Here is an 18,814-nt window from a genome sequence, read left to right as displayed (position 1 = left end):
CTTGGTAATGCCGACCCTCTGGCTGGTGCTGTTCCTCCTCCTGCTTTCCACCCTTGGATTTTTCGCCGGTCGCGCACGGGCGTTGAAATCCGCCGGTGGCGACCCCCGCAAGCTGCATTCGCTGCCGGTCTATTACGGGTTGAACGTGGCCCTCAGCGGGCTGGTTCCGGCGCTTGGCGTTCTGGCGGTCTGGCTTCTGGCGCAGCCGATGCTGATCGACACCCGCGTGTCCTCGCTGCTCCCCGAGGACAGCATTCCCGCCGACTTGACCCGCGATCTGGTCATGTCCGATGTGCGCCGCGTGGCCGAGGGTCTGGATATCGCCGTAGGGCAGGGCGCGCTGAGCGAGGCCGAGGTCGGTGCGCTGAAGGCCGGAAGTTCCGACATCCGCGCCCGGCTGGGCGAGGTCGGTGTGGCGCTGGGTTCGGATGTGCGCCCCGAAGTCCTGGCGGCGGCACGCAGTTATCGCGCGCTCAGCCATACGGGCACGCTGGTAATGGCAGCCGTGGTTGCGGGCCTGTCACTGGCCGGTCTGGCCTGGTCCTATACCCGTACCCACCGCGATTACCGCGCCCGCAACGTGGTCGAACGCGGGGTTCTGGCGCTGCTGATCCTTGCCGCCTCGCTGGCCATCCTGACCACCATCGGCATCGTGCTGTCGATGCTGTTCGAAACCGCCAATTTCTTTGGACTGCACGACTGGCGCGACTTCTTCTTTGGCAGCACCTGGGCGCCCAACTTTCGCGGCGACAGCGAGTTGTCGATCCTGCCGCTGTTGTGGGGCACTCTATATATCTCTCTGATCGCGCTGCTGGTTTCGGTGCCGATCGGCCTGTTCGCGGCGATCTATCTGTCGGAATATGCCGGCAAGGCGACCCGCAGCTTCGCCAAGCCGCTGCTTGAAATCCTCGCCGGTATCCCGACCATCGTCTATGGCCTGTTCGCGCTGCTCACCGTGGGGCCGATGCTGGCCGATATCTTTGGCAAGGGCGGCGCGCTGGGGGTCGACTGGATGGCCGGTGCCACCTCGGTGCTGACCGCCGGTGTGGTGATGGGCATCATGCTGATCCCCTTTGTCAGTTCGCTGAGCGACGATATCATCAACGCGGTGCCGCAATCCATGCGCGACGGCTCGCTGGGGCTGGGCGCGACCCGGTCCGAGACCGTGCGCAGCGTGGTGTTGCCTGCCGCGCTGCCGGGCATCGTGGGCGCCATCCTGCTGGCCGCCTCGCGTGCCATCGGTGAGACCATGATCGTGGTGATGGGGGCGGGGGCGATTGCCAAATTCTCGCTCAACCCGCTGGAATCGATGACCACCATCACCACCCGCATCGTCAGTCAGTTGACCGGAGACACGGATTTCGCCAGCCCCGAGACGCTGGTGGCCTTTGCCCTGGGCCTGACCCTGTTTGTCCTGACGCTGGGGCTCAATGTCCTGGCGCTTTATATCGTGCGCAAATACCGGGAGCAGTACGAATGACCGACCTTACCCCCGACGCCGCCCCCGGCCGCCGCCATGGCGGGTCGCTGCTGACGCTGGACGCACGCACCCGCCGCCGCAACCGTGCCGAGGCCCGGTTCCGCGCCTATGGCATCGGCGCCATCCTGATCGGCCTTCTGATGCTGGTGGTTCTGGTCGTTACCATCGTCTCGCGCGGCACCGGCGCCTATACCCAGACCTTTGTGACGCTGGATGTGGAGCTGCTGGAGAACAAGCTCGACAAGAAAGGCACCCGCGATATCGAGGCGATCAAGAAGGTCTCGACCTTCGGCTATACGCCGCTGATCAACGCGGCCTTTGAAACCGCCGCGCAAAAGGCCGGGATCGAAACCGCGCTGAAGCCCAAGGATCAGGCCGCCATCCTGTCCAAAAGCGCTGCTGCGCAGCTGCGCGACTATGTCATTGCCGATCCTGACCGGATCGGCCAGACCGTCAGCTTTCGCTTTCTGGCCAATTCGCGGGTTGATGGCTACTTGAAGGGGCGCGTCACCCGCGAGAGCATCGCCAATGACAAGTCGATCAGCGCCGAGCAGCTGGATTTCGTCGATCAGCTGATCGCGGCGGGCATGATCAGGAAGACCTTCAACCTCGATTTCATCCTAGGCTCGGACGCCTCGGATCAGCGGCCCGAGGCCGCCGGCATGGGCGTGTCGATGGTCGGCTCGCTGTTCATGATGCTGGTGGTGCTGGTGCTGGCGCTGCCCATCGGTGTGGCCGCCTCGATCTATCTTGAGGAATTTGCGCCCAAGAACTGGCTGACCGACGTGATCGAGGTGAATATCTCGAACCTGGCCGCGGTGCCCTCGATCGTGTTCGGTATCCTGGGTCTGGCGGTCTTCATCAACTACATGCACCTGCCCATGTCGGCGCCGCTGGTGGGCGGTCTGGTGCTGACGCTGATGACCCTGCCCACCATCATCATCTCGACCCGCGCCTCGCTGAAATCGGTGCCGCCCTCGATCCGCGATGCGGCGCTGGGGGTCGGGGCCTCGAAGATGCAGGCGGTTTTCCACCACGTGCTGCCGCTGGCCGCGCCCGGCATCCTGACCGGCACCATCATCGGCCTGGCGCAGGCGCTGGGGGAAACCGCGCCGCTCCTGCTGATCGGCATGGTGGGCTTCATCGCCTCGAACCCGCCCGAAGGGATCGCCGCGGGCTTGCTGTCGCCGAACTCGGCCATGCCCGCCCAGATCTATGAATGGGCCAAACGGGCCGACCCGGCCTTTTACGAACGCGCCTGGGGGGGCATCATCATCCTCTTGGTGTTCCTCGTCACCATGAATACGCTGGCCGTGATCCTGCGCCGCCGCTTTGAACGCCGCTGGTAGAAGGAGGCAGACAATGAACGATATGTCCCGAGTGGAGAGAGCCGTGGAAATCAAGCAAACCAAGATGGAGTGCCGGGACTGCCACGTCTATTACGGCGACACCCACGCCATCAAGAACGTGAATGTCGATATCGAGGACAAGACCGTGACCGCCTTTATCGGTCCCTCGGGCTGCGGCAAGTCGACTTTCCTGCGCTGTCTGAACCGGATGAACGACACCATCGCCGGGGCGCGGGTCGAGGGCTCGTTCATGCTGGACGGCGAGGATATCTATGACAAGCGGGTCGATCCGGTGCAGTTGCGCGCCAAGGTCGGCATGGTGTTCCAGAAACCCAACCCGTTCCCCAAGTCGATCTATGACAACGTCGCCTATGGCCCGCGCATCCACGGTCTGGCCCGCAACCGGGCCGAGATGGACGAGATCGTCGAAAAGGCGCTGCGTCGCGGCGCCATCTGGGACGAGGTCAAGGACCGGCTGGACGCGCCGGGCACCGGCCTGTCGGGCGGCCAGCAACAGCGCCTGTGCATCGCCCGCGCCATCGCCACCGAACCCGAGGTGCTGCTGATGGACGAGCCCTGTTCGGCGCTCGACCCCATCGCCACCGCCCAGGTCGAGGAGCTGATCGACGAGCTGCGGCAGAACTATTCGGTGGTGATCGTCACCCACTCGATGCAGCAGGCCGCGCGGGTCAGCCAGAAAACCGCCTTTTTCCACCTCGGCCAATTGGTGGAATTCGGCGAAACCGGTCAGATCTTCACCAATCCCGAAGACCCCCGGACCGAAAGCTATATCACCGGCCGGATCGGCTGAGGACAGGAGCAGGACACATGGCTCAACAACACATCACCTCGGTCTATGACCGGGATCTGGAGGCGATCCAGGCCCATATCATGAAGATGGGCGGCCTGGTCGAGGCGGCGATCATGGCCTCGGCCCGCTCGCTGGAAACCCGCGACGCGGATCTGGCAAACGAGGTGCGCGCGGGCGACAAGGCCATCGACGCGCTCGAAGAGCTGATCAACCAGGAAACCGCGCGCCTGATCGCGCTGCGCGCGCCCACGGCGGGCGACTTGCGGCTGGTGCTGACGGTGCTCAAAATCGCCTCGAACCTGGAGCGGATCGGGGATTATGCCAAGAACATTGCCAAGCGCACCACGGTTCTGGTCGATCAGCCGCAGGTGGGCGACAGCGCCGCGGCCCTGCGCCGGATGGCGCGCGAGGTCGAGCTGATGCTCAAGGATGCGCTGGATGCCTATATCCAGCGCGACGCCGAACTGGGCGCGGATGTGATCGAGCGCGACCACGAGGTGGACCAGATGTACAACGCGCTGTTCCGCCAGTTCCTGACCTTCATGGCCGAGGACCCGCGCAACATCACCCCCTGCATGCATCTGCATTTCATCGCCAAGAATGTCGAGCGCATGGGCGACCATGTCACCTCGATCGCCGAGCAGGTCGTCTATCTCGTCACCGGCAATCGCCCCGACGAGATGCGCCCCAAGGGCGATGTGACCTCGACCACCGCATAAGGAGGCACGGGACAGATGTCAGCCGATCAACCCAGCGTTCTGGTGGTCGAGGATGAAATGGCCCAGCGCGAGGTGCTGGCCTATAATCTCGAGGCCGAGGGGTTTCGCGTGATCCGCGCCGAGAACGGCGAAGAGGCGATGCTGCTGGTGGACGAGGACACGCCCGATATCATCGTGCTGGACTGGATGATGCCTAACCTGAGCGGTATCGAGGTCTGTCGGCGGCTTAAGACCCGGCCCGAGACCCGCAGCATCCCCATCATCATGCTGTCGGCACGCAGCGAAGAGGTGGACAAGGTGCGCGGGCTGGAAACCGGGGCCGACGATTACGTGGTCAAACCCTATTCGGTGGTCGAGCTGATGGCCCGCGTGCGCAGCCAGCTGCGCCGGGTCCGCCCCTCGACCGTGGGCCTCAGGCTGGAATACGAGGATATCGTTCTGGACGCCGAGACCCACAAGGTCAGCCGCTCGGACCAGCCGCTGAAGCTGGGCCCGACCGAGTTTCGGCTGCTGTCGACCTTCATGGAGAAACCGGGCCGGGTCTGGAGCCGCGAACAACTGCTGGACCGGGTCTGGGGGCGCGACATCTATGTCGATACCCGCACGGTCGACGTGCATATCGGACGGCTGCGCAAGGCGCTGACCCAGCATGGCGGAGACGATCCGGTGCGCACGGTGCGCGGCGCGGGTTACGCGCTGGGCTGAGGCGGGCAGGGGGCGTCTAGCGCGGCAAGCCCTCCTCGGGCTCGGCCTGCGCCGCCAGCCAGTGGCGAAAGGCACGCAGCGACGGGTCGTTGCCGCGCGCGCGCGGCCAGACCAGGTAATAGGCGCCCAAGGTTTCGACCGCGTCGGGATAAGCGGCAACCAGTCGTCCGGTGGCCAGATCCTGTTCGACCACGTAATTCGGCAAAAGCGCCACCCCCAGCCCGTGCAGCGCCGCCTGTCCGATGGTGGCGAACTGGTCATAAAGCGTGCCGGGCAACGTTTCGGGGCAGGCGACCCCCATCTGGGCAAACCAATCCTGCCAGGCGCGCGGGCGGGTCTGAATGTGCAACAGCGGCAGGCGCAGCAGGTCGCCGGGTGATTTCGGCGCGCCATGTGGCAGAAGGCCGGGCGCACAGACCGGCAGCACCCGCTCGGACTTGAGCAGCAGCCGGTCGGTGCCTGGCCAATCCGGTTCACCAAAATGAAGCGCAGCATCAAAGGGTTCTGTGGCAAAGTTGAACGGGCGCAGCCGGGTGGTCATGTTGATGGTGATATCCGGATGCAGGCGCGAGAACTCGGGCAGGCGCGGCATCAGCCAGCGCATCCCGAACGTGGGCAGGATCGCCAGATTGACGGTGCCGCCCGCTGGTGCCACCTGTAGCCTGAGAGAGGCTTGCGCGATCCGGTTCAGCGCCTCGCGGATCTCGGTCACGTAATCCTGCGCCGCCGGTGTCAGCGACAGCCGCTTGCGGTCGCGCCGGATCAACTCCACCCCCATCTGCCCCTCAAGCGTCTGCAACTGACGGCTGACCGCGCTTTGCGTCAGCGCCAGTTCCTCGGCCACCGCCGAGGCCGAACCGAGCCGGTCCAGCGCCTCAAGCGCGCGCAGCGAGGAGATCGACGGAAAGAACTTGCGTGAGGTCAGCATGTATGCGTTTTACTCATGAAAACCCGCAAAAGTCTTGCTGTATTTTGCGGTTCGGGAAAGATATCTTGCGGCCAATCAGGATTTCAGGAGTTTTTCCGATGGATATCGCCGCCAAGCCCGCCCTGCGTGACAAGGACAAGCCCGATCTGGGCGGTTTCGACTGGGAGGATCCGTTCCGCCTGGCCGACCAGTTGAGCGAAGACGAACGCATGATCGCCGACGCCGCCCGCGCCTATGCGCAGGAAAAGCTGCAACCGCGCGTCACGCAAGCCTTCCAGACCGAACATACCGACCCCGAGATCTTTCGCGAGATGGGTGAAATGGGCCTGCTGGGCACCACCATCCCTGAACAATATGGCGGCATCGGCGCGGGCTATGTGACCTATGGCCTGGTGGCGCGCGAGGTCGAGCGGGTCGACAGCGGCTATCGCTCGATGATGTCGGTGCAAAGCTCGCTGGTGATGTACCCGATCTATGCCTATGGCAGCGAAGAGCAGCGGATGAAATACCTGCCGAAACTGGCCAGCGGCGAATGGATCGGCTGTTTTGGCCTGACCGAACCCGATGCCGGGTCGGACCCGGCCAGCATGAAGACCCGCGCCGTCAAGACCGAGGGCGGGTATCGGCTTACCGGGACCAAGATGTGGATTTCGAACGCGCCGATCGCCGATGTTTTTGTTGTCTGGGCCAAGTCGGACGCGCATGACGGCAAGATCCGCGGCTTTGTGCTGGAAAAGGGCATGAAGGGGCTGAGCGCGCCCAAGATCGAGAACAAGATGTCGCTGCGCGCCTCGATCACCGGCGAGATCGTCATGGACGGTGTCGAGGTGGGCGAAGAGGCGCTGTTGCCGCATGTCTCGGGCCTGAAAGGCCCGTTCGGCTGTCTGAACCGCGCCCGCTATGGCATCAGCTGGGGCGTGATGGGCGCCGCCGAGGCCTGCTGGCACGGTGCGCGGCAGTATGGTCTGGACCGCAAACAGTTCAACCGCCCGCTGGCCCAGACCCAGCTGTTCCAGTTGAAACTGGCCAATATGCAGACCGAGATCGCGCTGGGCCTGCAAGCCAGCCTGCGCGTCGGCCGTCTGATGGACGAGGCCAATGCCGCGCCCGAGATGATCTCGATCGTCAAGCGCAACAACTGCGGCAAGGCGCTGGAAATCGCCCGCCACGCCCGCGACATGCATGGCGGCAACGGCATCAGCCTGGAGTTCCAGGTGATCCGCCACATGGTGAACCTGGAGACAGTGAACACCTATGAGGGCACCCATGATGTGCACGCCCTGATCCTGGGCCGGGCACAGACCGGTTTGCAGGCATTCTTCTGACCCTCCCTCGGGTTTTGAAACCAAAGGCGCGGGGCTCAGGCCTCGCGTTTTTTCATCTCGCCCCCTTCACATTCGCCGTGTTTCCTTCATATAAGGCAATGTGAATATGTATTGCTGACACGCATCGGGCAGGGGACAGGGATGAATCAACGGATACGCGGGCTGGCCCGGACCTATCTGCCGATCCTGAACTGGGGCCGCAGCTATGGGCGGGCCGAGTTGAGCGGTGACCTGATCGCCGCGGTCATCGTGACCGTGATGCTGATCCCGCAATCGCTGGCCTATGCGTTGCTGGCGGGTCTGCCGGCCGAGGTGGGGCTATACGCCTCGATCCTGCCTCTGGTCGCCTATGCGCTGTTTGGTACCAGCCGGGCGCTGGCGGTGGGGCCGGTGGCGGTGATCTCGCTGATGACCGCCTCGGCGCTGGCACCGCTGAACCTGTCGAGCGTTCCCGAATACGTGGCGGCTGCGGGGATGCTGGCGCTGTTGTCGGGCGCGATGCTGCTGGCGATGGGCGCGCTCAAGCTGGGTGTCGTGGCCAATTTCCTCAGCCATCCGGTGATCGCGGGTTTCATAACCGCCTCGGGCCTGCTGATTGCGGCAAGCCAGTTGAAGCATATCCTGGGTGTGCCGGTGCATGGGCATACGCTGCCCGAAATCCTGCTCGATCTGGCGCGGCATCTGGGGCAGGTCAATCTGGCAACGCTGGTGACGGGGATTGTCGCGCTTGCCTTTTTGTTCTGGGTTCGCAAGGGTCTGGCGCAGGTTCTTCATGCGCAACTGGGTCTGGCGAAACCGCTGGCCGCGACTTTGGCACGGGTCGGGCCGATCTTTGCGGTGATCGGCACCACGCTGGCGGCCTGGGCGCTGAACCTGCCTTCTCTGGGCGTGGCGGTGGTGGGCGAAGTCCCCACCGGCCTGCCACCCCTAGGCCTGTCTGGCGTCGATTGGGGCCTCATACCGGCACTGATCGGCCCGGCCGCGCTCCTCTCGATCATCGGGTATGTCGAAAGCGTTTCCGTCGCGCAAACCCTTGCCGCCAAACGCAAACAGCGCATCGACCCAAATCAGGAACTGATCGCGCTGGGGGCCGCCAATATCTCGTCTTCGCTGTCCGGGGGCTATCCGGTGACAGGAGGTTTCGCGCGGTCCGTGGTGAATTTCGATGCCGGGGCCGAAACGCCCGCTGCGGGCGCCTTTACCGCCGTGGGCCTGCTGGTGGCGGCGCTGTTCCTGACGCCGCTTTTGTATTTCCTGCCCAAGGCGACGCTAGCCGCCACCATCATCGTGGCGGTGCTGTCGCTGGTCGATCTGTCGATCCTGTCTCGGGCCTGGTCCTATTCACGCGCCGATTTCGCCGCCGTCTTTGCCACCATCGCGCTGACTTTGTTGGCGGGTGTTGAAATAGGTGTCGCTAGCGGCGTACTGATCTCTCTGCTGCTGTTCGTCTGGAAAACCTCGCGCCCGCATGTGGCCGAGGTGGGGCAGGTGCCCGGCAGCCAGCATTTCCGTAACATCCTGCGTCACAAGGTGGAAACCGATCCCGGCGTGGTGACGCTGCGCATAGACGAGAGCCTCTATTTCGCCAATGCCCGCCGGATGGAGGACCTGATCCTGAACCGGGTCCTGCGCGACCGCGATACTTTGCGCCATGTGATCCTGATGTGTTCGGCGGTGAACGAGGTCGATTTCAGCGCGCTGGAATCGCTTGAAGCGATCAACAGGCGGTTGGGCGATCTGGGAGTCAAACTGCATCTGTCCGAGGTCAAAGGCCCGGTGATGGACCGGCTGGCCCGCAGTCATTTTCTTGAGGATCTGACAGGGCGGGTGTTCCTGTCGCAATACGATGCCTTTGCTGCGCTCAGGTCGAAGAACACCCAATCTGCTTGATATGTATTTCTTATAATCGGTATTATGTGTATTAAACGTACACCCAGATGCCGGAACGTCACGCTATTGGCCCGGATTGGCACCGCCCCGCGCTTGCGCTAGCGTTGAAGGAAGTCTTGGGCAACCAAGCCTTCTCAAACAATGGCGATCTCTGAGGGTGCTCCCGTAACTCCCTGATCTGACGTCGCTTCGACCAATGCGCAACAATGGAGACCGCCGTGGAACTGAAAGACAGGATTGTTGTCGTGACCGGTGCAGCCAGCGGTATCGGGCGCGGCTTGGCCGAACGCTTCGCCGCCGAGGGCGCGAAATGCGTTGTTTGCGCGGACCTGAACCTGCAAGGCGCCGAGGACGTCGCGCAAGCGGTTGGTGGCGTTGCCCTGCGCTGCGATGTGAGCCGCGAGGCCGATATCGCTGCCCTGATCGAGCATGTAGAAACCCAGATCGGTCCCATTGACCTCTTTTGCTCCAATGCCGGCATCCTGACCATCGGTGGTATCGAGACGCCGGATGCGGACTGGCAACGTATCTGGGATATCAACGTGATGTCACAGGTCTGGGCAGCGCGCCATGTGGTGCCGCGCATGATCGCGCGCGGCGGTGGCTATTTGCTGAACACCGCGTCCGCAGCGGGCCTGTTGAACCAGGTTGGTGCGGCACCTTATGGGGTGACCAAGCACGCCTCGGTTGGTCTGGCCGAGTGGCTGGCGATGACCTATGGCGATGACGGGATCGGCGTGTCGGTTCTGTGTCCGCAGGCGGTCCGCTCGGAAATGACGCGTGGGCATGAGGAGTCGGTCGCGGCGCTGGACGGAATGCTGGAACCCTCAGACGTGGCCGAGGCTTGCGTTCAGGCCATCCGCGCCGGGCAGTTCCTAGTGCTGCCGCATCCGCAGGTTCTGGACTATATCCGAATGAAAACAGCGGATTACGACCGTTGGCTGGGCGGCATGCGAAAGCTGAACCGGCAATTCGGCGGCAAGCTTTAACCTTCGGATTTCAGACGCCGCATCAGCCCTTCCTGCGCCACGCTGGCCACCAGCGTGCCGTCTTCGGCATAGATCTTGCCCCGGTTGAAACTGCGCCCGGCACCGGTCCAGGGGCTGTCCATCGCGTAAAGATGCCAGTTTTCGAACCGGATCGGCGCGTGAAACCACATGGCATGATCCAGGCTGGCCCCGTTGACCTGACGCGTATACCAGCTGAGCCCGTGCGGCCGCAGGCCCGAGCCCAGCAACCCCATGTCTGACGCATAGGCAAGCAGCAGATGCTGCATTTCCGGCCCTGCCCCGGCTGCCGCGCCCATACGGAACCACAGGTAATGACGGTCGTCGGTCGGGATCGGCTCGAACATGTCGCGCGGCTCGACCTCGCGGATTTCGATGGGACGCGCGCGGGTGAATTCGGCGCGGTATTTCTGCGGGATACGGTCGATGAAGCGCTCTTGCAAAGCCTGCCGCGTGGGATGGGTTTCGGGGCCGGAAATATCCGGCACCGGGTGTTGATGGTCCCAGCCTTCATCGCCCGCATGGAACGAGGCCGAGAGGTTCAGGATCTGGCGGCCATGTTGAATGGCCACCACCCGACGGGTTGTGAAAGAACCTCCATCCCGCGCTCTATCCACCTGATAGATAACGGGAATAGACGGGTCGCCCGGTCGAATGAAATAGGCGTGCAGCGAATGGCACAACCGGCCCTCGACCGTGCGATAGGCAGCGGCCAGCGCCTGTGCGATGACCTGACCTCCATAGATGCGGGTCGGCGTTTCGCCCCCCGATCCGGTGCCACGAAACAGATCCACTTCCAACCGCTCGATATCGAGCAGGTCGAGCAGCTGGCGTTCCGCATCGGTCATGTCGCATCCTCCGGCGTCAGCGTCGCCCGGCGGCATAAGTCACGAAGAAATCGAAACTTTCCGGGTTCGCCATCGAGTCCCGGTTCACCACCTGCACCGGGTCGCCCCCCAGTAGCAGTTTCTTGACGGGAACTTCCAGCTTCTTTCCCGACAAGGTGCGCGGCACCTCGGCAATCTGAACGATGTCGTTGGGGACAAAGCGCGGCGACAGCGTTGCGCGGATGGCCGTGTTGATGCGGTCGCGCAGGGCCTCGTCCAGCACCTGCCCCGGCGCCGGCACCACGAATAGCGGCATGAAACTGTCGCGGCCCAGAAACTCCAGATCGACCACTAGGCTGTCCAGCACCTCGGGCAGCGCCTCGACCGCGCGATAGATCTCGGACGAGCCGAGCCGCAGCCCCTTGCGGTTGATCGTTGCGTCCGAGCGGCCATAGATCACCGAACCACCCTCGGGCGTGATCTCGATCCAGTCACCATGCCGCCAGATACCGGGATAGGTGTCGAAATAGCTTTCATGCAGGCGGCTGCCATCGCTGTCGCCCCAGAACCCAAGCGGCATCGAGGGGAGCGGTTCCGTGCAAACCAGCTCGCCGACTTCACCAATGATCTCAGCGCCTTCGGGATCAAAGCTGCGCACGGCGTTGCCCAGATAGCGGCATTGCATCTCGCCTGCACGCACCGGCAGCATCACGTTGCCGCCGACAAAGGCGCCGCACAGGTCTGTCCCGCCCGAGATCGGCGCCAGCCAGATATCCGGGTCCACCGCATCATAGACCCAGTCATAGCCCTCGGCCGTCAGCGGTGATCCGGTGGTGCCCAGCGATTTGAGCGCCGACAGATCCAGCACGTCGCCCGGACGGATCCCCGATTTCAGGCATTGAGTGACATAAGCCGCGCCGACGCCGAAACTGGTCACCCGCTCTTCGGCCACCACACGCCAGACCGCCAGCATGTCGGGGTGGTTGGCGGCCCCGTCGAACAGCACCACGGTGGCACCCTGCCCCGTGGCGACAAATTGCGCGTTCCACATGATCCAGCCCGACGAGGTGAGCCAGAGAAAGCGATCGTCGCCGCCCAGATCCTGATGCAGCGCCTGTTTGGCGCCCTCCAGTAGGATACCGCCATGACCATGCACGATGGGTTTCGGGTTACCAGTGGTGCCCGAGGAATAGACGATCCACAGCGGATGATCGAAGGGCAGATCGGCAAATTCCGCTGTGGCCGTGCCTTGGGTCATCTCGTCCCAAGGGGTCATCCCCGGCGCCACATCCCCCATCATCGGCACCAGAACCGTGTGGGTCAGGCTGGGCAGATGCGCGCGGATCTCCTCCAGCACCGGGCGCCGGTCGATCATACGCCCCGCGTGAACATAACCGTCTTGCGCGATCAGCACCTTGGGCTCGATCTGGCGGAACCGGTCCAGGATCGCCACATGACCCATATCCGGGGCGCACAGCGACCAGATCGCGCCGATACTGGCGGCGGCAAGGAATGCGACCACGGCACTATCGGTATTGGGCAGGATCGCGACCACCCGGTCGCCCTGCCCCACGCCCATGGCGCGCAGATGCGCGGCCACATTGGCCACCTGTTGCGCCAGTTGCGCCCAGCTGACCTCCTTGCGGCCGGCCCCCTCGGAGCGCAGGATCAGCGCGGGCGCCTCGGGGCGGCTCTCGGCATGGCGCAGCATGTGGCGGGCGAAATTGGTGGTGACACCGGGAAACCAGACCGCACCTGGCATCCGCCGCTCGGCCAGCACCCGACCGTCACCGCCCTGAAACGGCAGGCCCGCGAAATCGCGGATCGCGGTCCAGAACCCATCCAGATCCGTAACGCTCCAGTCCCAGAGGGCATTGTAGTCGTCAAATTCCAGCCCGCGCTCCTCTGCCAACCAACGCTGAAACGCCGCCATGCGGCTTTGCTCGGCGCGGGCCTTGCTTGGGGTCCAGAGAATGGGCCGGGGATCTGTCATTCGCATAATGCTCCATGGATCAGCGCCTTGAGTTCCGACCGCGAGGGATAGGCGCTGGAGGGCGACAATTGGGTGAAGAACACCACCGTCATCTCATTGACGCGGTCCAGCCAGAAAAAGGTCGAGGCCATTCCGCCCCAGCTGAAATCGCCGACCGAACCGGGGGTGCGGGCGCGGGCCGGGTCCAGCACCACGGCGCCGCCCAGGCCAAAGCCCATCCCCTCCATCGGCTGTTCGGCAAAGCTCTGCGGCCCCATCGAGGCGATATCGCCCGGCAGATGGTTACGCATCATGAAATCGAGCGTCGCCGGGCCGATCAGGCGATGACCGTCGACCTCGCCCCCCCGGCGCAGCATCTCGGCAAAGCGGCGGTAATCGTCGATGGTGCTGACCAGACCGCCGCCGCCGGAATACATGCTGGCAGTCTCGAAGGGCGATTTGCCCGCCTCGTCGAACAGGCGCAATGTGTCGCCGCCGGAATGGGCATCGTTCAGCGCCATCGCATCCCCGGCCAGCGGCGTATAGAGCGAAGCGAAACGGTCGCCCGCGCCCTGGGGCACGCTGAACCCCGTCTCGGACATCCCCAGTGGGGCAAAAATCTCGTCCTGAAAAAACTGCGCCAGCGTCCGGCCCGAGACCACCTCGACCACGCGCCCCAGAATGTCGATGGAAACCGAGTATTCCCAACGGCTTCCAGGCTGGAATGCAAGTGGCAATGCCGCAACCTTGTCGACCATGTCGGCCAACGCGCCCTGACCCGGTTTGAACAGCAGATCCTGCTCCTCCATCGCGCGCGCCAGAACGCCGGGATTGAACGGATAGCTCAGCCCGGCGGTATGGGTCAGCAGCTGGTGCAGCGTTGGCGAGGGCGCCGGCTCGGTCTGGTCGATGGCGCTTGCTCCGGGCACCAGTGCCTGCATGTCCGAGAAGCACGGCAGAAAGTTCGACACCGGCGCATCGAGGTGGAACAGCCCTCGTTCGGCCAGCATCATCACCGCCAGCGAGGTGACCGGCTTGGTCATCGAATAGATCCGCACCAGCGTGTCACGGGTAAAGGGCAACTGTCGCTCGATGCTGCGCTGCCCGGCGGCGTGGAAAAACACCGCTTGCCCGCCCTGACTGACCAGCACCGAACTGCCCGCATAGCGGCGCCGGTCGACATAGCCCTGCATCCAGCCCGCGATCCGGCCCAACCGGCCGGTGTCGAGTGTCCTGTAACCGGGGTCGGGCATCGCGCTATCCTCCTGCTGTCGCGGCTTGACAGAGTGTCACCCGGCCCCAGCGCCAAGGAAAGTACGTAGGAATACGGACCCTTGTCGAGAGAGCGCGCCACCCCCTCATGGCACCATGCCCAGGCTGCGCCCGGCTTCGATCAAGAGCGGCGCATAAACGCGCTCCAGCTCTTCTTGGGTGACGTGGAAACTGGGCCCGCCCAGATTGAGCCCGTGCAAGCGGGCACCGCCAAGCGACAGCACCGGCACCGCGATACCGTTCACATCCGCCCGCCAGTCGCCATATCCCGTACAGTATCCGCGCGCTGCGTATTCCTCGACGGCGCGGTCGATCTGGGCGCGCAGCTCTGCCTCGGACGCCCCCAGGTCGCGCAGTCCGGTGGCGATGGCGGCCTCACGCTCTTCCGCCTCCATCCCCACCAGGATCGCCCGCCCGATGGCCGAGCGGAACAGCGGCAGGCGCGAACCCACATGCATGCTGAGCGAGACATTCTCGCGCGAGCGCGACACCGCGACATAGATCACCTCGGCCCGGTGCACCTCGCCCAGGGCGGCGGTGATATAGGGGTTGGCGCCGGTGCGCAGGCCGCGCAGCACCTCAGCCGCGCGGTCACAGATATCCATGCCCGCCAACACGCCCATGCCCAGTTGCAGCACGCCCACGCCCAACCGATAGGCGCCGCTTTGGCGGTCCTGCACCAGATAGCCCAGCTGGCACAGCGTATGGGTCAAGCGCGAGACGGTGGGTTTGGGCAGGCCGGTCCGCTCGGACAGGTCGGTATTGGTCAGCAGCACCTCGCCGGGGCGAAAGCTGCGCAACACATCCAGCCCCCGCGCCAGCGCGGTGACAAAGTTGCGGTCCTTGCCCTCGGCCAGCCCGTCCATATCGCCGCCCTGCCCGCTCACCCGCGCAGCGCCCTCAGCCCGTTTTGCGCGAATACGCCCACATATTGGCCCAGCCTCCGGGCGCGTTCGGGGTTTGACGCATTGCCATCCAGCGCGCGTTTATAGACGCCTTGGATGATCGCCGCCATGCGGAAGAAGTTGAAGGCAAGGTAGAAGCCGAAACGGTCGATCCCGCCGATGCCGCGCCGCGCGCAATAGGCGGCGATGAACTCGGCATCCGTGGGCAGACCCAGCGCGGCACGGTCGACCCCGGCCAGCCCGCGCCCCTCTTTGCCCGGCGGCATCTGCCATTGCATGATCACGGCGGCCAGATCGGCATAGGGGTGGCCGATGGTCGAGAGTTCCCAGTCGAGCACGCCCAGACAGCGGGTGCCGCCCTTTTCAAACATCATGTTGTCGATCCGGTAATCGCCATGCACCAGCGTGCGCTGGCCGTCATCCGCAGGCATCTCCTGCCCCAGCGCCTCGATCAGCGCATCCATGTCCGGGATCGTGTCCGTTTCCGAGGCCCGATATTGCTTGGTCCAGCGCGAAAGCTGGCGCTCGAAGTAATTGCCCGGCGGGCCATAGTCGGACAGGCCGACCGCGTCGATATCGACCGAATGCAGCGCCGCCAGCACCCGGTTCATCTCGTCGATGACGGCAGTGCGGGTGGCATTGGTCTCGCCCTCCATCGTCGGTTCGTAGAAATTGCGCCCGTCCAGATGCTCCATCACGTAAAAGGCCGAACCGATCACGGTGTCATCCTCGCAGAGCAGAAGCATGCGCGGCACCGGCACATCCGTGCCCGCCAGCGCGCTTTGCACCCGGAACTCGCGATCCACTGCATGGGCGGATTTGAGCAAGACTCCCGGTGGCTTGCGCCGCAGCACATAGTTGCGCGCGGGTGTCTTCAGCAGAAAGGTCGGGTTCGATTGGCCAACGTCGAACTTGTGCGCATCCAGCGGCCCGGCATAGCCCGGCAGGTGGTCGCGCAGATAGGCATCGACGGCGCTCAGGTCGAGGCTTTGGGTCGTGTCGCTCATATCCGGTCCCTCAACTATAGCTCAGCATATCCGCATGGGCCGGTTGGGCAAAATGCGGGGTTGCGTTGAATTCATGCAAAAAGAAGGCGCGTTGGGTAAAGATGAAGCGCGACATGGCGGTGTTCTTCACTTGCAGGTTCAGCGCGATCATCTGCTCGGACGGCGCGCTCAGCGCGGCGGCGGTCAGTTGCCCGATGACCCCGCCCGAACTGATCACCAGCACCCGTTCGGCACCCTCGCGGGTAGCCTGCTGGCGTGCCGCCTCGATCCGGGCGGTGAACTGGGCCCAGCTTTCGCGCGCGCCCTCGACACCGCCGCCCTGCCATTCGCGCAAGACATCCCGCAGGGTGCGGAAATGCGTCTTGCGGTCATGCTGCACCAGTTCGGGGATGGTGCCGCCGAATTTCACCCGCAACAGGTCGTGGAAATCGTATTCGTTCCAGCCCGCGTGTTCCTCGGGCACGTCCGTGAAGCCCATGCCGCGCAGGGTCTCTTTCTGTCGCGCCAGCGTGCCTGTGACCAGCCGGTCGGGCACCCAGCCCATCTCTCGCAGCGCGGCACCTACCAGCGCTGACTGGCGATAACCCAGCTCGCTCAGCCGGTCATAATCGTCCGACCCGAACGAGGCCTGCGCGTGGCGGATGACAATCAGTTCCGCCATGGTTCAGCCGGTGAACTCGGCGGCCAGCCGGGCGCCCGCCGCGCGATACTCGCGGTCGATCCGGTCGACCAGATCACCCACCGGGACGATCTGGTGTACATCGCCCACGCCCTGGCCCGACCCCCAGATCTCTTTCCACGCCTTGGGCTTGGAGGAGCCCTGGCTGAAATTCATCGAGCTGGCATCGGCCGAAGGCAGGTTGTCGGGGTCCATCCCGGCGCGTTCCACCGATTTCTTCAGGTAATTGCCGTGCACGCCGGTAAAGAGCGAGGAATAAACGATATCCTCGGCGGTGCTGTCGACGATCATCTGCTTGTATTCGGGCTGCGCATTGGCCTCATTCGTGGCGATGAAGGGCGAGCCCATATAGCCGAAATCGGCCCCCATGGCGCGGGCGGCCAGCAGGCTTTCGCCACAGGCGATGGCGCCAGACAGGGCCAGCGGCCCGTCGAACCACGACCGGATTTCGCGGATGAGCGCCAGCGGCGATTGCTGGCCGGCATGGCCCCCGGCGCCTGCGGCCACGGCGATCAGCCCGTCAGCGCCCTTGTCGATCGCCTTCTTGGCGAATGTGTTGTTGATCACGTCATGCAATACAACGCCACCACAGCTATGGGCGGCCTCGTTCACCTCGACCCGGGCACCCAGCGAGGTGATCCAGATCGGCACGTTCCAGCGCGCACAGATCTCCAGATCCCGCTCCAGCCGCCCGTTCGAGCGGTGCACGATCTGGTTCACCGCAAAGGGCGCCGCCGGGCGGTCGGGGTTGTCCTGGTTGTGGCGGTCCAGTTCCTCGGTGATGCGTTTCAGCCAGGCCTCGAGCAGCGGCGGCTCGCCCTCACCCTCGCGCGCGTTGAGCGCCGGAAAGGATCCCACGATCCCCGCTTTGCATTGCGCGATCACCAGATCGGGCACCGAGATGATGAAAAGCGGCGAGCCGATCAGCGGAATGCGCAGGCCGCGCAGGGCGGGCGGCAGGTGGTTTTCGTCACGGGTCCAGGTCATGTCTTTCACTTTCTCATGCTCCCCAGGGCAGGTCGATGCCACGCGCATCCGCCGCCTTGCGGGCGTATTTGCGGGTCTGGCTGAACGCGTCAGTCAGCTCGCGCTTGCCCTCTTCGTCCTGCACCGATGCAAAACGGGCGGCAATTTCCTCGGGCGAGTTGGCGCTGCCTTCCAGCAGGATGCCCTCGGTCTCGAATATGCGGGTCTGCGCGTAACAGCCCGCCCCGGCGCAGAGGATCACGCGCGAGGGCGCGTCCTCGCTCACCAGATACAGAAGGCCAGGCGTGATCGTTTCCGGCGCCAGCAGCGCCAGCGCCTGTTCGGGGATCAGCGCCTCGGTCATCCGGGTCGCGGCGGTCGGCGCCAGACAGTTGACACGGATATTGTCGCGCGCGCCTTCGAGATGCAGCACGTTCATCAGGCCCATCATGGCGGCCTTGGCCGCGCCATAGTTGGCCTGCCCGAAATTGCCGTAAAGCCCCGAGGCGGAGGAGGTGAAGACCACCCGGCCATAGCCCTGTTCGCGCATGATCGGCCAACAGGCATGGGCCACATTGGCGCTGCCGATCAGATGCACGTCGATCACCTTGCGGAAGTCGCCCATGCTCATCTTGGCAAAGCTCTTGTCGCGCAGGATGCCGGCGTTGTTGACCACGATATCGACGCGACCCCATTGGGACATGGTCTGGGCAACCATGTCCGCTACCTGCGCCTCGTCCGCCACATCGGCCCCGTGCGCGATGGCCTCGCCGCCCATGACGCGGATCTCATCGACCACCGCCTGCGCGGCGTCGGACGAGGCACCGGTGCCATCGGTCGCCGCCCCCAGATCGTTGATCACCACCCTGGCGCCGCGCGCGGCCAGTCCCAGCGCATGGGCACGGCCCAGACCCGCGCCCGATCCGGTGACAATCGCCACCCGTCCGTCGAAACGAATGTCCATACCCGCCC

The 18,814-nt window shown here is 64.4% G+C and carries 17 protein-coding genes; 8 read left to right on the top strand and 9 right to left on the bottom strand.

Translation table 11 applies throughout. The annotated features are described in order from the left end of the window. Positions 1-7: 7 nt before the first annotated feature. Genes pstC through phoB form a run of 5 tightly spaced genes read left to right on the top strand, consistent with a single transcriptional unit; the run spans position 8 to position 5,064 of the window. Entirely contained in the window at positions 8-1,480 is a 1,473-nt protein-coding gene (pstC, locus tag AC2FNY_RS01650; protein WP_496801437.1) for a phosphate ABC transporter permease subunit PstC, read from the top strand. Continuing rightward, a complete protein-coding gene (gene pstA / locus AC2FNY_RS01645; protein ID WP_496801436.1) occupies positions 1,477-2,829 on the top strand; it encodes a phosphate ABC transporter permease PstA in 1,353 nt (450 codons plus the stop codon). Before pstC ends, pstA begins: the two co-directional genes overlap by 4 nt. Before the next feature lie 13 nt (positions 2,830-2,842). After that, positions 2,843-3,640, top strand: coding sequence for a phosphate ABC transporter ATP-binding protein PstB (pstB, locus tag AC2FNY_RS01640; RefSeq protein WP_234136721.1), 798 nt, complete (start codon positions 2,843-2,845; stop codon positions 3,638-3,640). Between the two features lie 17 nt (positions 3,641-3,657). Continuing rightward, a complete protein-coding gene (phoU, locus tag AC2FNY_RS01635; RefSeq protein ID WP_234136722.1) occupies positions 3,658-4,359 on the top strand; it encodes a phosphate signaling complex protein PhoU in 702 nt (233 codons plus the stop codon). A 15-nt stretch (positions 4,360-4,374) separates the two neighbouring features. Next, the gene (phoB, locus tag AC2FNY_RS01630; RefSeq protein ID WP_234175733.1) at positions 4,375-5,064 is read left to right on the top strand and encodes a phosphate regulon transcriptional regulator PhoB; all 690 of its coding nucleotides are present in this window, start codon (positions 4,375-4,377) and stop codon (positions 5,062-5,064) included. Positions 5,065-5,080: 16 nt separating this feature from the next. On the opposite strand, the gene AC2FNY_RS01625 is transcribed toward phoB, so the two are convergent. Then, entirely contained in the window at positions 5,081-5,992 is a 912-nt protein-coding gene (locus AC2FNY_RS01625; RefSeq protein WP_234136724.1) for a LysR family transcriptional regulator, read from the bottom strand. A 98-nt stretch (positions 5,993-6,090) separates the two neighbouring features. Between AC2FNY_RS01625 and AC2FNY_RS01620 the strand changes: the two genes are divergently transcribed. The 3 genes from AC2FNY_RS01620 (at position 6,091) to AC2FNY_RS01610 (ending at position 10,196) form a co-directional block, all read left to right on the top strand. Further along, the gene (locus AC2FNY_RS01620; protein ID WP_234136725.1) at positions 6,091-7,317 is read left to right on the top strand and encodes an acyl-CoA dehydrogenase; all 1,227 of its coding nucleotides are present in this window, start codon (positions 6,091-6,093) and stop codon (positions 7,315-7,317) included. A 141-nt stretch (positions 7,318-7,458) separates the two neighbouring features. After that, complete coding sequence (locus tag AC2FNY_RS01615) at positions 7,459-9,207, top strand: SulP family inorganic anion transporter (protein ID WP_496801435.1); 1,749 nt, start codon at positions 7,459-7,461, stop codon at positions 9,205-9,207. Positions 9,208-9,425: 218 nt separating this feature from the next. Next, positions 9,426-10,196 carry an SDR family oxidoreductase gene (locus tag AC2FNY_RS01610; RefSeq protein WP_496801434.1) on the top strand — a complete coding sequence of 257 codons (771 nt, stop codon included), beginning with the start codon at positions 9,426-9,428 and terminating at the stop codon, positions 10,194-10,196. Here AC2FNY_RS01610 and AC2FNY_RS01605 read toward each other — a convergent pair. From AC2FNY_RS01605 to AC2FNY_RS01570, 8 genes are all read right to left on the bottom strand, one after another. After that, positions 10,193-11,062, bottom strand: a complete 870-nt coding sequence (locus AC2FNY_RS01605) for an acyl-CoA thioesterase (RefSeq protein WP_496801433.1) — start codon at positions 11,060-11,062, stop codon at positions 10,193-10,195. The two genes, AC2FNY_RS01610 and AC2FNY_RS01605, sit on opposite strands and share 4 nt — an antisense overlap. A 16-nt stretch (positions 11,063-11,078) precedes the next feature. Continuing rightward, positions 11,079-13,040, bottom strand: a complete 1,962-nt coding sequence (locus tag AC2FNY_RS01600; RefSeq protein WP_496801432.1) for an acetoacetate--CoA ligase — start codon at positions 13,038-13,040, stop codon at positions 11,079-11,081. Continuing rightward, the gene (locus AC2FNY_RS01595) at positions 13,031-14,266 is read right to left on the bottom strand and encodes a serine hydrolase domain-containing protein (protein ID WP_496801431.1); all 1,236 of its coding nucleotides are present in this window, start codon (positions 14,264-14,266) and stop codon (positions 13,031-13,033) included. Before AC2FNY_RS01595 ends, AC2FNY_RS01600 begins: the two co-directional genes overlap by 10 nt. 105 nt (positions 14,267-14,371) lie before the next feature. Beyond that, positions 14,372-15,151 (bottom strand): IclR family transcriptional regulator, encoded by a 780-nt coding sequence (locus AC2FNY_RS01590; protein WP_234170485.1) that lies wholly within the window; start codon positions 15,149-15,151, stop codon positions 14,372-14,374. A gap of 17 nt (positions 15,152-15,168) precedes the next feature. Next, the gene (locus AC2FNY_RS01585) at positions 15,169-16,197 is read right to left on the bottom strand and encodes a phosphotransferase (RefSeq protein WP_496801430.1); all 1,029 of its coding nucleotides are present in this window, start codon (positions 16,195-16,197) and stop codon (positions 15,169-15,171) included. A 10-nt stretch (positions 16,198-16,207) separates the two neighbouring features. Further along, positions 16,208-16,858, bottom strand: a complete 651-nt coding sequence (locus AC2FNY_RS01580; protein ID WP_496801429.1) for a histidine phosphatase family protein — start codon at positions 16,856-16,858, stop codon at positions 16,208-16,210. Positions 16,859-16,861: 3 nt separating this feature from the next. Next, a complete protein-coding gene (locus tag AC2FNY_RS01575; protein WP_496801428.1) occupies positions 16,862-17,863 on the bottom strand; it encodes an NAD(P)H-dependent flavin oxidoreductase in 1,002 nt (333 codons plus the stop codon). 13 nt (positions 17,864-17,876) lie between these two features. Beyond that, positions 17,877-18,806 (bottom strand): SDR family NAD(P)-dependent oxidoreductase, encoded by a 930-nt coding sequence (locus tag AC2FNY_RS01570; protein ID WP_496801427.1) that lies wholly within the window; start codon positions 18,804-18,806, stop codon positions 17,877-17,879. Positions 18,807-18,814: the final 8 nt, after the last annotated feature.

Source organism: Ruegeria sp. BHSC223 (genome assembly GCF_059613025.1).
Note: the sequence above shows the minus strand (reverse complement) of the source record. Positions and strands in the feature narration are given on the sequence as shown.

What these genes read in the sequence shown, in the direction of transcription:
- AC2FNY_RS01605 (WP_496801433.1), bottom strand. Translation starts at nt 11,062, where the DNA reads ATGACCGATGCGGAACGCCAGCTGCTCGACCTGCTCGATATCGAGCGG.
- phoB (WP_234175733.1), top strand. Translation starts at nt 4,375, where the DNA reads ATGTCAGCCGATCAACCCAGCGTTCTGGTGGTCGAGGATGAAATGGCC.
- AC2FNY_RS01620 (WP_234136725.1), top strand. Translation starts at nt 6,091, where the DNA reads ATGGATATCGCCGCCAAGCCCGCCCTGCGTGACAAGGACAAGCCCGAT.
- pstB (WP_234136721.1), top strand. Translation starts at nt 2,843, where the DNA reads ATGAACGATATGTCCCGAGTGGAGAGAGCCGTGGAAATCAAGCAAACC.
- AC2FNY_RS01600 (WP_496801432.1), bottom strand. Translation starts at nt 13,040, where the DNA reads ATGCGAATGACAGATCCCCGGCCCATTCTCTGGACCCCAAGCAAGGCC.
- AC2FNY_RS01570 (WP_496801427.1), bottom strand. Translation starts at nt 18,806, where the DNA reads ATGGACATTCGTTTCGACGGACGGGTGGCGATTGTCACCGGATCGGGC.
- AC2FNY_RS01585 (WP_496801430.1), bottom strand. Translation starts at nt 16,197, where the DNA reads ATGAGCGACACGACCCAAAGCCTCGACCTGAGCGCCGTCGATGCCTAT.
- phoU (WP_234136722.1), top strand. Translation starts at nt 3,658, where the DNA reads ATGGCTCAACAACACATCACCTCGGTCTATGACCGGGATCTGGAGGCG.
- AC2FNY_RS01625 (WP_234136724.1), bottom strand. Translation starts at nt 5,992, where the DNA reads ATGCTGACCTCACGCAAGTTCTTTCCGTCGATCTCCTCGCTGCGCGCG.
- AC2FNY_RS01580 (WP_496801429.1), bottom strand. Translation starts at nt 16,858, where the DNA reads ATGGCGGAACTGATTGTCATCCGCCACGCGCAGGCCTCGTTCGGGTCG.
- AC2FNY_RS01590 (WP_234170485.1), bottom strand. Translation starts at nt 15,151, where the DNA reads ATGGACGGGCTGGCCGAGGGCAAGGACCGCAACTTTGTCACCGCGCTG.
- pstA (WP_496801436.1), top strand. Translation starts at nt 1,477, where the DNA reads ATGACCGACCTTACCCCCGACGCCGCCCCCGGCCGCCGCCATGGCGGG.
- pstC (WP_496801437.1), top strand. Translation starts at nt 8, where the DNA reads ATGCCGACCCTCTGGCTGGTGCTGTTCCTCCTCCTGCTTTCCACCCTT.
- AC2FNY_RS01615 (WP_496801435.1), top strand. Translation starts at nt 7,459, where the DNA reads ATGAATCAACGGATACGCGGGCTGGCCCGGACCTATCTGCCGATCCTG.
- AC2FNY_RS01595 (WP_496801431.1), bottom strand. Translation starts at nt 14,266, where the DNA reads ATGCCCGACCCCGGTTACAGGACACTCGACACCGGCCGGTTGGGCCGG.
- AC2FNY_RS01575 (WP_496801428.1), bottom strand. Translation starts at nt 17,863, where the DNA reads ATGACCTGGACCCGTGACGAAAACCACCTGCCGCCCGCCCTGCGCGGC.